The sequence below is a fragment of the Streptomyces sp. NPDC050806 genome (assembly GCF_055586425.1).
Map to the genome: position 1 here is coordinate 74,986 of NZ_JBVJIF010000014.1, position 12,786 is coordinate 87,771.

At 72.2% G+C, this 12,786-nt stretch carries 10 protein-coding genes; 6 read left to right on the forward strand and 4 right to left on the reverse strand.

Annotation, left to right across the window (positions count from 1 at the left end; all coding sequences use genetic code 11):
• Positions 1–64: 64 nt before the first annotated feature.
• Entirely contained in the window at positions 65–2,935 is a 2,871-nt protein-coding gene (locus ACZ6WH_RS35700) for a vitamin B12-dependent ribonucleotide reductase (RefSeq protein ID WP_432859377.1), read from the forward strand.
• Between the two features lie 88 nt (positions 2,936–3,023).
• On the opposite strand, the gene ACZ6WH_RS35705 is transcribed toward ACZ6WH_RS35700, so the two are convergent.
• Positions 3,024–3,560 carry a TerD family protein gene (locus tag ACZ6WH_RS35705; RefSeq protein WP_432859379.1) on the reverse strand — a complete coding sequence of 179 codons (537 nt, stop codon included), beginning with the start codon at positions 3,558–3,560 and terminating at the stop codon, positions 3,024–3,026.
• A gap of 354 nt (positions 3,561–3,914) precedes the next feature.
• Here ACZ6WH_RS35705 and ACZ6WH_RS35710 point away from each other — a divergent pair, with 354 nt between their 5' ends.
• Positions 3,915–4,520: a YdbC family protein gene (locus ACZ6WH_RS35710; RefSeq protein WP_361563035.1), complete on the forward strand. Its 606-nt coding sequence runs from the start codon at positions 3,915–3,917 to the stop codon at positions 4,518–4,520.
• Between the two features lie 70 nt (positions 4,521–4,590).
• On the opposite strand, the gene ACZ6WH_RS35715 is transcribed toward ACZ6WH_RS35710, so the two are convergent.
• A complete protein-coding gene (locus ACZ6WH_RS35715; protein WP_469733865.1) occupies positions 4,591–5,250 on the reverse strand; it encodes a TetR/AcrR family transcriptional regulator in 660 nt (219 codons plus the stop codon).
• A 206-nt stretch (positions 5,251–5,456) separates the two neighbouring features.
• Here ACZ6WH_RS35715 and ACZ6WH_RS35720 point away from each other — a divergent pair, with 206 nt between their 5' ends.
• The 4 genes from ACZ6WH_RS35720 (at position 5,457) to ACZ6WH_RS35735 (ending at position 8,990) form a co-directional block, all read left to right on the forward strand.
• Positions 5,457–6,116: a histidine phosphatase family protein gene (locus ACZ6WH_RS35720; protein WP_399715606.1), complete on the forward strand. Its 660-nt coding sequence runs from the start codon at positions 5,457–5,459 to the stop codon at positions 6,114–6,116.
• Between the two features lie 10 nt (positions 6,117–6,126).
• Positions 6,127–7,035, forward strand: coding sequence for an ADP-ribosylglycohydrolase family protein (locus tag ACZ6WH_RS35725; RefSeq protein WP_469733868.1), 909 nt, complete (start codon positions 6,127–6,129; stop codon positions 7,033–7,035).
• Positions 7,036–7,583: 548 nt separating this feature from the next.
• Complete coding sequence (locus ACZ6WH_RS35730) at positions 7,584–8,285, forward strand: ribonuclease HII (protein ID WP_469733870.1); 702 nt, start codon at positions 7,584–7,586, stop codon at positions 8,283–8,285.
• 66 nt (positions 8,286–8,351) lie between these two features.
• Complete coding sequence (locus tag ACZ6WH_RS35735; RefSeq protein WP_432859385.1) at positions 8,352–8,990, forward strand: hypothetical protein; 639 nt, start codon at positions 8,352–8,354, stop codon at positions 8,988–8,990.
• Between the two features lie 239 nt (positions 8,991–9,229).
• Here ACZ6WH_RS35735 and ACZ6WH_RS35740 read toward each other — a convergent pair whose 3' ends face one another.
• Together ACZ6WH_RS35740 and ACZ6WH_RS35745 are read right to left on the reverse strand one after the other, a co-directional pair.
• A complete protein-coding gene (locus tag ACZ6WH_RS35740; protein WP_469733872.1) occupies positions 9,230–9,883 on the reverse strand; it encodes a hypothetical protein in 654 nt (217 codons plus the stop codon).
• A gap of 724 nt (positions 9,884–10,607) precedes the next feature.
• Positions 10,608–12,779 (reverse strand): RecQ family ATP-dependent DNA helicase, encoded by a 2,172-nt coding sequence (locus tag ACZ6WH_RS35745; RefSeq protein ID WP_469733874.1) that lies wholly within the window; start codon positions 12,777–12,779, stop codon positions 10,608–10,610.
• Between the last annotated feature and the right edge of the window lie 7 nt (positions 12,780–12,786).

The window sequence follows — 12,786 nt, forward strand, 5'->3', positions numbered from 1 at the left end:
CATACACCGTGCCACGGGAAGAAGTGTGCACATCAGGGCGTTTACGCCCGTACAGGGAGGCGGCATGACAGAGACGACGAGCGGCCCGGCGCGAGGCTCCCGCAAGGGCAGCAAGGCGAGCAAGGGTCTGCGTATCGAGCGCATCCACACCACCCCCGGCGTGCATCCGTACGACGAGGTGGCGTGGGAGAGCCGTGACGTCGTCATGACCAACTGGCGCGACGGCTCGGTCAATTTCGAGCAGCGTGGCGTCGAGTTCCCCGACTTCTGGTCGGTGAACGCGGTCAACATCGTCACAAGCAAGTACTTCCGTGGCGCGGTCGGCTCCCCGGACCGGGAGAAGAGCCTCAAGCAGCTCATCGACCGTGTGGTGAAGACCTACCGGAAGTCCGGCGAGGAGAACGGTTACTTCGCTTCCCCGGCCGATGCCGAGATCTTTGAGCACGAGCTGGCGTACGCCCTCCTGCACCAGGTCTTCAGCTTCAACTCGCCGGTCTGGTTCAACGTCGGCACGAAGCAGCCGCAGCAGGTCAGCGCCTGCTTCATCCTCTCCGTCGACGACTCCATGGAGTCGATCCTCGACTGGTACAAGGAAGAGGGGATGATCTTCAAGGGCGGCTCCGGTGCCGGCCTGAACCTCTCCCGCATCCGCTCCTCCAAGGAGCTGCTGTCCTCCGGCGGCAACGCCTCCGGCCCGGTCTCCTTCATGCGCGGCGCCGACGCGTCCGCCGGAACGATCAAGTCGGGCGGCGCCACCCGCCGCGCGGCCAAGATGGTCGTCCTGGACGTGGACCACCCGGACGTCGAGGCCTTCATCGAGACCAAGGTGAAGGAGGAGGAGAAGGTCCGCGCGCTGCGCGACGCGGGCTTCGACATGGACCTGGGCGGCGACGACATCACGTCCGTCCAGTACCAGAACGCCAACAACTCCGTCCGCGTGAACGACGAGTTCATGAAGGCGGTCGAGACCGGTTCGAAGTTCGGCCTGCGCGGCCGCATGGACAACGAGGTCATCGAGGAGATCGACGCCAAGGGTCTCTTCCGCAAGATGGCCGAGGCCGCCTGGGCCTGCGCCGACCCCGGCATCCAGTACGACGACACCATCAATCACTGGCACACCTCGCCGGAGTCGGGCCGGATCACCGCCTCGAACCCGTGCAGCGAGTACATGCACCTGGACAACTCCTCGTGCAACCTGGCCTCGCTCAACCTCATGAAGTTCCTGCGCGACGACGACAAGGGCAACCAGTCGTTCGACGCGGAGCGCTTCGCCAAGGTCGTCGAGCTGGTCATCACCGCGATGGACATCTCCATCTGCTTCGCGGACTTCCCGACCGAGAAGATCGGTGAGACCACCCGCGCCTTCCGCCAGCTGGGCATCGGCTACGCCAACCTCGGCGCCCTGCTCATGGCCACCGGCCACGCCTACGACTCCGACGGCGGCCGCGCCCTCGCCGGTGCCATCACCTCCCTGATGACCGGCACCTCGTACAAGCGCTCCGCCGAGCTGGCCGCCGTCGTCGGCCCGTACGACGGTTACGCCCGCAACGCCGACGCCCACAAGCGCGTCATGAAGCAGCACTCGGACGCCAACGGCGACGCCAAGCGCATGGACGACCTGGACACCCCGGTGTGGGCCGCGGCCACCGAGGCCTGGCAGGACGTCCTCCGCCTCGGCGAGAAGAACGGCTTCCGCAACGCGCAGGCCTCCGTGCTGGCCCCCACCGGCACCATCGGCCTGATGATGGACTGCGACACCACGGGCGTCGAGCCGGACCTGGCCCTGGTCAAGTTCAAGAAGCTCGTCGGCGGCGGCTCGATGCAGATCGTGAACAACACGGTCCCGAAGGCCCTCAAGCGCCTGGGCTACCAGCCCGAGCAGGTCGAGGCGATCGTGGCCCACATCGCCGAGCACGGCAACGTGATCGACGCGCCGGCCCTCAAGCCGGAGCACTACGAGGTCTTCGACTGCGCCATGGGCGAGCGCTCCATCTCCGCGATGGGCCACGTCCGCATGATGGCCGCCGCGCAGCCCTTCCTCTCCGGTGCGATCTCCAAGACGGTCAACGTCCCGGAGTCGGCCACCGTCGAGGAGATCGAGGACGTCTACTTCCAGGGCTGGAAGCTCGGCCTGAAGGCGCTCGCGATCTACCGCGACAACTGCAAGGTCGGCCAGCCGCTCTCCGCCAAGAAGAAGGAGGAGGAGAAGAAGGCCGAGCCGGTCGCCGAGAAGAAGGTCGTCGAGTACCGCCCGGTCCGCAAGCGTCTCCCGAAGGGCCGTCCCGGCATCACCACCTCCTTCACCGTCGGCGGCGCCGAGGGTTACATGACGGCCAACTCCTACCCGGACGACGGCCTGGGTGAGGTCTTCCTGAAGATGTCCAAGCAGGGCTCGACCCTCGCGGGCATGATGGACGCCTTCTCCATCGCGGTCTCGGTGGGCCTCCAGTACGGCGTGCCGCTGGAGACCTACGTCTCGAAGTTCACCAACATGCGCTTCGAGCCGGCCGGCATGACGGACGACCCGGACGTGCGGATGGCGCAGTCGATCGTCGACTACATCTTCCGCCGCCTGGCGCTGGACTTCCTGCCCTTCGAGACCCGCTCGGCGCTCGGCATCCACTCCGTCGAGGAGCGGCAGCGTCACCTGGAGACCGGTTCCTACGAGCCGGCCGAGGACGAGCTGGACATCCAGGGCCTGGCCCAGTCGGCCCCGCTGACCCCGGCGACGTCCGCCCCGACCTCCACCGAGGAGGTCGTCGAGGAGACCGCGGCGCCGGCCCCGAAGCAGGCGCACACCAACGCGGAGCTGGTCGAGATGCAGCTCGGCATCAACGCCGACGCCCCGCTGTGCTTCTCCTGCGGCACGAAGATGCAGCGCGCCGGCAGCTGCTACCTCTGCGAGGGCTGCGGCTCCACCAGCGGCTGCAGCTGACGATGAGCCCCTCCGGGGCTTGAGGTGACCGCTGAGGGCGGTGGTGGTGAGGTCTCGCCGCCACCGCCCTCGGTGTTTTCCGCCGGCATCAGCTCGCCGCGGGCCCGCGCCCCATCCACGAGGCGAACTCTTCGGGGTCGCCGCCGAACCCGCGGAGCCCGCTCCTGAACCGCCACTCGCCGTCGTCGTCCCGCACGAATTCCGCGACCACCGCGGCGGTGGAGCCGGCGACCGCACCGAAGTCGTCCTTGGCCAGCTCGTCATAGCCTTCGAGGACGCGGACCACCGTGTTCGCTATGTCGCCGAAGGTCCGGCCGCCGTTCCGCTGCTGGATGGCGACGCCCACCACCACCCGGCCGTACCGGTCCGCCAGCCGCGAGAACTCCAGCGTCATGGCCTCGTCCACGCCGAATCCCTGGCCGGTCCTGCTGTCCCGGTTCAGGGTGATGGTCCCGTCGGGGGAGCGCTGGTCGAAGTGCACGAGGTAGTCGGGCTCGCCGCACACGGAGTCCTTGAGGTACGTCGCGGCGATGATGTCGAGGTCGTTGGCGGGCTCACCCTGGGGGCTCGGGTCCCATTTCAGCGTGACCTCGGCCTTGTCGATCCCCTTGTTGAGACTGCTCACCGGTCTTCCCTTCCTCGGACCTGGGCACCGTGGCCGGAGCCGCCCGTCTGCCGCCGGTCTTCCGGCGGAGACCGCTCCGGCGACCAACCACCGGCTGCTTCCCCAGACTTACCCAACCTGCTGCTTCACATGAGTCACCCATGCTGCCACGGCGGTGCGACACGCAGTGCGGTGATTTGCCCGGAGCGTAACGGCCGCCACTGACAACCGCCGGGCGCGCGGGGGTGATCGGGACGCACGCCGGAGCCCGAACCGGAACGTGCGCCGGAACTCCGGGCGCTGTACACGTGAGTTGAGGTGTGCGTTCTGTGACGCGCAGTAACGCGAGGGACACCAGGGCCGTACGATGGCGCGGTGCTGGTCAAGTGGATTCGCTGCACCGTGGTGGACCGTCGGGGGTTCGAGCGGGGGCAGCGCAAGTGGGCGGGGCTGCTCGGTGAGCCGGGCTTCCGAGGGCAGGGCGGCGGGTGGAGCCGCACCCGGCCCGGCGTCGCGCATCTCGTGGCTTTCTGGGAGAGCAGGGCGTTCTACGACTCGTTCATGGCGAGATCCCACGACCGCCTGGCCGCCGCCCAGACCGGCACGTACAAGAACGGCCAGACCCGGCTCTTCGAGCACGAGCTGGACGTCAAGGTCGGCTTCAGCCCCGTCTTCGCCGACGCCGACGTGCTGCGGCTCGCCTACTGCCAGGTCAGGGCGGACCGCGTCGATCACTACAAGCTGATGCAGGAGAAGGTCTGGAACCCCGCGATGGCGGGCTCCCCCGGGATGCTGCGCGGCCTGCTGGGGCGCGCTCCGGGGGAGGAGTTCCTGGTCCTGTCCCTGTGGCAGTCGGCGGCCGAGCGCGGCAAGTACCGCCCCGAACGGCTGGAACGACTGGCCCTGAGAGCCCAGTTCGCCGCCGATGTCGCGGGCGTCACGGGCGATGTGGTCGACCTGGAGCCGTCCTGGACGGTCTGAGCGCCGCGGGGCGGCCGGCGCCACCGGGGGCAGTCCGGCCCGCGGAGCGGCCCGGCCGGGGTGCTCGTCCTCACCCGCCCGTCGTGAAGACCCCCGCCCGGGCCGCAGCCAGGGTCACCGCCACGGCCTGCTCGGTGTCCTTCTCGTCCAGTCCCTCGCGCGTGATGAACAGCCGGAAGAAGAGGGGGGCCGCGAGAGCGCGCACCAGCGCGCCGGCGTCGAGGGCCGGGCGGGGGCCGGGCAGGTCGCCGCGCGCGACCGCGCGGTCCACGAGCGCCTCGCAGCGGGCGAACCTTTCCGTGTAGTACGCGCGCAGCGCCGCCGCGGCCCGCTCGGACGGGAAGGCGGCGGCGATCACGGCGGAGCTGGGCGCCGCGGTCGTGGGGTCGGTGAACGACTCCAGCACCTCCGTCGCCAGGGCGCGCAGGTCGCCGTCGAGGGAGCCGGTGTCGGGCGGTGTCCAGCGGTCCTCGCCGGCCAGGTCGAGGGTGTCGGCGATCAGCCCGTCGACCCCGCCCCAGCGGCGGTACAACGTGGTCTTGTGCACGCCGGAGTGCTCGGCGACGTACTCGACGGTCAGGCCGGAGTAGCCGTGTTCGGTGAGGCCGGTCAGCACGGCGTCGCGGACGGCCGTCCGCGTGCGGGCGGTGCGGCCGCCGGGCCGCCGGGTGCCCGGCTGGGCGGTGCCGGCGTCCTGCCCGGTCTTCGCGGTCTCGTCTTCGGCAGACAAAGACTACTCCAGTTGCGTTAGTGGTTACGGTGTGTCATCATTGCCAGCGTAACGCAACAGGGGTTGCGTTACGTTCGCTCGGCCGCCCGGTGCGGCCTCGGGGGAGGCGACGATGTTCACTCGGTTCTTTTCGGTGTCCCGGTTCCGCTCGCTGTGGGGCCGTGGCGCCCCGGGCATGGCCAGGCGCCGCGTTTTAGGCTGGCGGCATGGCACGCCCCCGACGCATCGTCCTCATCAGACATGGAGAGTCCGACGGCAATATCGACGACACGGTGTACGAGCGGGAGCCGGATCATGCCCTGAGTCTGACGGAGCGCGGCATCAAGCAGGCCGAGGAGGCCGGCGGGCGGCTGCGGGCCCTGTTCGGGAGCGAGCGCATATCCGCGTACGTCTCCCCCTACCGCCGTACGCACCAGACCTTCCAGGCGCTCGGCCTGGACAGCGACCTGGTCCGGGTGCGCGAGGAGCCGCGGCTGCGCGAGCAGGACTGGGGGAACTGGCAGGACCGGGACGACGTACGGCTCCAGAAGGCTTACCGCGACGCCTACGGCCACTTCTTCTACCGCTTCGCGCAGGGCGAGTCGGGCGCCGACGTCTACGACCGGGTCGGCGCCTTCCTGGAGAGCCTGTGGCGCAGCTTCGAGGCACCGGACCACCCGCCGAACGTCCTGATCGTCACGCACGGGCTGACCATGCGGCTGTTCTGCATGCGGTGGTTCCACTGGACCGTCGCCGAGTTCGAGTCGCTGTCCAATCCGCACAACGCCGACCACCGGACCCTGCTGCTGGGACCGGACGGGCGGTACCGCCTCGACCGGCCCTTCGAGCACTGGTGTACGCCGCAGTCCTACGGCAGCACCGGTTAGAGTGCACTCGATGACCGCCGATCACCGTGACGCAGAGCGCTTCGCGCGGGCCCTGGAGAGCCTGCGGGGGCTCGCCGTGGGCGACGCCCTGGGGTCCCAGTTCTTCGTGCCCGCCCATTACCCCGCGCTCAAGCGCCGTGCCCTGCCGCCGGCTCCCTGGCGGTGGACCGACGACACCGAGATGGCGGCCTCCGTGCTGGCCGTGCTGGCCGAGCACGGCCGCATCGACCAGGACGCGCTCGCCCGCTCCTTCGCCGAGCACCACGACGTGGACCGGGCGTACGGCCCCGCCGTGGACCGCCTGCTCCGGCAGGTCCGGGAGGGCGCGGACTGGCGCGAGCTGGCCTCGGCGCTCTTCAACGGCCGGGGCTCCTGGGGCAACGGCGCCGCCATGCGCATCGCCCCGCTGGGCGCCTGGTACGCCGACGACCCCGAGCAGGCGACGCATCAGGCGGAGATCTCCGCGTACGTCACCCACCAGCACCGCGAGGCGGTCGTCGGGGCGATGGCGGTCGCGGCCGCCGCCGCGGTCGTCGCCGGCCCGGGGCGCACCACCGGCCCCGAGGCGTTGCTGGACGCCGTCCTGGCACTCATCCCGCGCAGTGCTGTCCAAGCGGGGCTGCGCCGCGCCCGCGACATGCTCGACTACGGCGACGCGAGCACCGTCGCCGCGGTGCTCGGCTGCGGCCGGCGGACCACGGCCCACGACACCGTGCCGTTCACCCTGTGGGCCGCGGCGCGGCACCTCGAGGACTACGAGCAGGCGATCTGGTCCACGGCCCGGGCGGGCGGCGATGTGGACACCACCTGCGCGATCGTCGGGGCCATCGTGGGCGCGGGGCCGGAGGGCGCGCCGCCGCGGGAGTGGCTGGAGCGGACCGAGGACCTCCCGTCCTGGCTGCCGGCCCGTCCCGCCTGACCCCGTACGGCGTACCCTTGACCTCCCCGGCACCACCGGGCCCGCAGGCCTGCCGTCCGCAGGGCGGACACCCGGCCGGGACCGACGGGGGTGCGGCGACCGGTGGGCTGTCATGCCTGCCGGCCACGACGGGGCCGGAGGCTTTCCGGGGCTGCCGACCATGCCGGTGCCGTCGAGTCGGTGCCGGTGAGCCGGCGACGTTGAGCCGGCGATGTCGAACCGGTGCCGTCGAGTCGGTGCCACCGATTCGGTGACATTGAGTCGCTCGCGTCGGGCCGGTCGCGTCGGGCCGGTGGCATTGGGTGGTGACATCGAGAAGATCGGTGGCATTGAGAAGAAATGACGGCGGCAGGTCCGTGATGATGTCACGGGTTGGCGGTCGTCCTCCGAAGGTCAAGGGCATGCGTACGAAGTCCCAGGGGGTGCCGCGCGAAGGCGGCCCGCACACCGTTCCGGACGGTGTGGACACCTCTTGTGCGGGAGGAATCGTACGAGAGGTACCCGCGGTGCGAGCCGCCGGTGGGCGGGGGCGTACTCTGTCTGGCGCCATGCCCTACGAGCCCCCTACGCACACGGTCGAGCGATCGCTGCGCGCCACGACCGGCGCCAAGACCATCGCAGGAGTGGACGAGGTCGGGCGCGGAGCCTGGGCCGGCCCGGTGAGCGTCTGCGCCGCCGTGACCGGACTGCGCCGCCCGCCCGCCGGACTCACCGACTCCAAGCTGCTGACCCCCAAGCGCCGTGACGAACTCGCCGCCGTGCTCAGCGACTGGGTCACCTGCCACGCCCTCGGCCACGCCACCCCCGAGGAGATCGACGAACTGGGCATGACCGCCGCTCTGCGGCTGGCCGCCGTTCGCGCGCTGGAGGCCCTCCCCGTACGGCCGGACGCGATCATCCTCGACGGCAAGCACGACTACCTCGGTGCCCCTTGGAAGGTCCGTACGGTCATCAAGGGCGATCAGTCCTGCATCGCCGTCTCCGCCGCCTCCGTGATCGCGAAGGTGCAGCGCGACGCGATGATGGCCGAACTGGGCCTGGAGCACGCGCACTTCGGCTTCGCGGACAACGCCGGTTACCCCTCTCCGGTGCACCGCGCCGCGCTGGAGGAGTGGGGGCCGACCCCGCACCACCGGGTGTCGTGGTCCTACATGGACGCGCTGCCCCGCTGGCAGCACCTGAAGAAGGTGCGTGTCACCCCCGAAGCATCCGCTCTGGAGGCCGGTGGCCAACTCGGCTTCGACTTCTGAGCGGTTCGGATGTGAATCCGGTACCCCCTGACATGTTCCGTACCTACGTTTGATAGACATCACTTCATGCCTCTCATCCCCGAGGAGCCTCAGATTCACGAGAGTGTCCCGGGTCCCCGCGCAACTCCGGCCGCCGGCCGCACCGCGTCGACCCCCCGTCCCGTACCTGGTCCCGGCCCCCGCCCCGCGCCTCCGCGCGGCGCTCCCGCGGCCAGTGCCCGCCCCGGCAAGCCCGGTCCGTCCCGCGGACCGGCCGCCGCCCCGCCTCCGCAGCGCACGGCTCCCAAGTCGTCCGCGCCGGGTGCCGCCGCCGCTGCCGAAGCGCAGTTGCAGCTGATCCCCGCGCCGGCCGACGGTGCCGTCGACGCCGCCGACGAGGCCGTCGACCTGCTGCTGGACTCCGGACGTGCCCCGAGCGAGGTGCTCGTCCTGACCACCGGCGAACGGCACCCCTGGGCCGCGCACGAGCTGTCCTTCGGTGAGGCGTCCTACTGGGCGCAGCACGACGCCGGGGACGACGTCTTCTACGCGGCTGCCGACGCCGAGCGTGCCACGGGCCGCCCCGTGGTCGTCGTCGCGGTCAACGGCGGCTCGGACGAGACGGTCGCCAAGGCCCTGCCCGCCGCCATGGCCCGGGCCGGCGCCCTGCTGGTCGTCTGCGGTGACCCGCAGCGCATCAACGCCCTGATCGGGGCGTCGGCGTAAGCGAGCCGGCTCGGAGCGACCCGGACCGGTCACCACGGCCGCCGGGCTCGCTCCGTACCGTCGCCCGTCGCCCGTCGCCCGTCGCCCGCCGCCCAGCGGCGCGACCGCGTCCGGCCGCGCCGGGCTCCCGGGCCCGCCGTCGGTGGGACGACCCCGGTGGGACGCTTCCGATGGGACGGCCCGGGTGGGACGTCCTGGTGGGGACGGCCCGGTGGCCGTACGGTCAGCGGGCCGTACGGTCAGCGGGCCGCGGTGCGCCTGCGGGCCTCCACCGCGCCGCCTCCCGTGCGCCGCGGCGCTCCGGTGGTGACACCGCCGTCGCGCCGACCACGGGCCGGTCCCGACAGCCGAGGCTGTTCCGGCCGTGAGCCGATGTACGGCCGCCGGCCGCCGGGGCCCTCGCCGAACACCTGCCAGCCGTCTCGCGTCAGCGTGATGTACGGGCCGCAGCGCAGCCCGTGCAGGGTGCAGGCGTCACGCAGCCCCCACATCCAGGCGCCGTCCGCCTCCGTCCACAACGGCTCGCCGTCGCGGCAGTAGAGCAGCACGGCCGTCCGTACCGGTGCGCGCAGCCGTAGATCGTGCGGGGTCACCCGGCGCAGCTGCGCCAGCAGTGCGTTGCGGAACTCCCAGCCGTCGGGGGCGTCGGTACGCAGGACGAAGGACGCGCTGGCCGTCACCCGTTCCCCGGGGTCCAGCACCGCGACCACGGCGGTGGAGGGGCCGGGCAGATGCCGGTCGTGGAGGCCGGTGACGACCTCACGCGCGTTGCTCAGCACGGGGATTCCCGCCGCGGCCCATTCGGAGGGCTCCAGCATGCGGCCCAGCCTGGCGGCCGACGTGGCGGAGGAAGGCGGGGACGCGGTCAGGGGCGGAGTGATGCCGAAGGTCACGGTCCTCCCTTCGTCGACGCGGCGGTACCGGGGCGGCCGGGCGCAGCGTCGCACCACGACACACCCCTTGGAGCCGCGGACGGCCGGAATGGGGAAGCACCACGATTCTCGCGGTCGTACACGCTTGCGGCAATGCAGAATGCGCCGCGGCGTTCCGGAGTCGTCGGGTGCGTCCCCCTCATCCTTCCCGCTCAGGCGTCCGGCGAAGCGCCAACCGCCGCACCGGCTCCTCGCGCACAACGGGCACCGGCGGAAACACCGTTGCCCGCCGCGCCCGGCGCCGCCCCCCCGGACGACCGCCGGACGCCCGGCATCGTCCCGCCCGGACAAACCATCCCGAACGCCCGCCATCGCCCCCGGAGGGACCGCCCTCGGCATCGCCCCGGAGGGACCGCCCCCCGGCATCGTCCCTGGAGGGGCCGCCCCCGGCATCGCCCCTAAAGGGGCTGCCCCCGGGCGCCGCCCCGGACGCACCGAACCCCTCCAGTCCCCCCCGAACGGACCGAATGCCCGGTGCCGCCCCGGACGGACCGACTCCCGGCATCGCCCCGGACGGACCGCCCCCCTCGGTACCCCCCCGGACGGACCGAACGCCCGGTGCCACCCCCGACGGACCGAGTGTCCCCGGGGCGGCCCCCCCGACGGACCGAGCGCCCCGCCCCGTCGCGTCCCCCGACTCCCCGACGTGCCCCCGAACCCCGGGCAGCCGGGTGCCGGGTGCCCGTCAGCTCTGCACGGCGAGTACCAGCGGCAGGACGGCGCCGGCCCCCGACCGGCGCAGCAGTCGCGCGGCCACCGCCAGCGTCCAGCCGGTCTCGGTCGCGTCGTCGACGAGCAGCACCGGGCCGTCCGCTGCGGCCAACGCCTCGGCGAGCGGCGGCGGTACGGTCAGCGCCCCGCTCAGCGCACGCAGCCGCTGCGCGCTGTTCGACCGCGGCAGATGCGCGTCGTCCGCCCCGGCCGCGTACGCGATCGAGCCCAGCAGCGGCATGCGGCCGATCTCCGCGACCCGGGCACCGAGGGACTCGATCAACTGCGGCCTGGTGTGCGACGCCATCGTGACGACCCCGACGGGCCGCGCGGGCGCGTCCGGATCGCCGCTCGCCCAGCCGCCCGGACCCTTCGCCCAGTCGGCCAGCACACCGACCACCGCGTCGAGCACGTCGGCGGGCACCGGACCGTCCGGAGCCTGCGGGGTGAGGAGCGGACGCAGCCTGTTGCCCCACCCGATGTCCGAGAGCCGGCCGAGCGCCCGCCCCGCGGCCGCCTGCTCACCCGCCGGGATGCGCCCCTTCAGATCGACGCCGATCGCCGGCAGCCCCGTCGGCCACATGCGCCGCGGCTCCACGACGACGCCCGCCCGGCCCAGCTCGCCGCGCGCCGCGTCCAGCGCGGCGGGGGAGACGTCCGTGGTGAACCGCGGACCGGCGCAGTTGTCGCAGCGCCCGCACGGCGCCGCCCCTTCGTCGTCCAGCTGACGCTGGAGGAACTCCATCCGGCAGCCGGCCGTCGCGGCGTACTCGCGCATCGCCTGCTGCTCCGCCTCGCGCTGCCGCGTCACCCAGGCGTACCGCTCGGCGTCGTACGTCCACGGCTGTCCCGTGGCGGTCCAGCCGCCCTTCACCCGCCGGACCGCGCCGTCCACGTCGAGGACCTTCAGCATCGTCTCCAGGCGGGAGCGGCGCAGCTCCACCAGGGGTTCCAGCGCGGGCAGCGACAACGGCCGCTCGGAGTGGGCGAGTACGTCGATCGTCCGGCGGACCAGCTCCTCCGGCGGGAAGGCGATGGACGCGAAGTACTCCCAGATCGCCTGGTCCTCGCGGCCGGGCAGCAGCAGGACCTCGGCGTGCTCCACGCCACGGCCGGCGCGGCCCACCTGCTGGTAGTACGCGATGGGGGAGGACGGCGAGCCGAGATGGACGACGAAGCCCAGGTCGGGCTTGTCGAACCCCATGCCCAGCGCGGACGTGGCGACCAGCGCCTTGACGCGGTTGCCGAGCAGGTCCTCCTCGGCCTGCTGGCGGTCGGCGTTCTCGGTCTTGCCGGTGTACGAGGCGACCGGGTGCCCGCACTGCCGCAGGAAGGCGGTCACCTCCTCGGCGGCGGCCACCGTGAGGGTGTAGATGATCCCGGAGCCCGGGAGGTCGTTGAGATGCTCGGCGAGCCACGCCATACGGTTCGCGGCGTCGGGCAGCTGGAGCACGCCGAGGCTCAGGCTCTCGCGGTCGAGCGGGCCGCGCAGCACCAGGGCGTCGGAGCTGCCGCCCGTGCCGAGCTGCTCGGCCACGTCGGCCGTCACCCGGGCGTTGGCCGTCGCCGTCGTGGCCAGCACCGGGACGCCCGGCGGCAGGTCCGCGAGCATCGTGCGCAGCCGGCGGTAGTCGGGGCGGAAGTCGTGGCCCCAGTCGGAGATGCAGTGCGCCTCGTCGACGACCAGCAGGCCGGTCGCCGCGGCGAGCTTGGGCAGTACCTGGTCGCGGAAGTCCGGGTTGTTCAGCCGCTCGGGGCTGACCAGCAGCACGTCCACCTCGCCCGCGGCCACCTCGGCCTGGACGGTGTCCCATTCCTCGGTGTTGGAGGAGTTGATCGTCCGCGCGCGGATGCCCGCCCGCGCGGCCGCCTCGACCTGGTTGCGCATCAGTGCCAGCAGCGGCGAGACGATCACGGTCGGGCCGCTGCCGCGCTGCCGCAGCAACGCGGTCGCCACGAAGTACACCGCCGACTTGCCCCAGCCCGTGCGCTGCACCACCAGGGCACGGCGATGGTCGGCGACCAGCGCCTCGATCGCCCGCCACTGGTCCTCGCGCAGCCGTGCCCTGCCGGTGTCGTCGCCGACGAGGCGGGCGAGCACCGTGTCGGCCGCCGTGCGCAGAGTGGTGTCGTTCGTGTCGTCCATGCGTCCA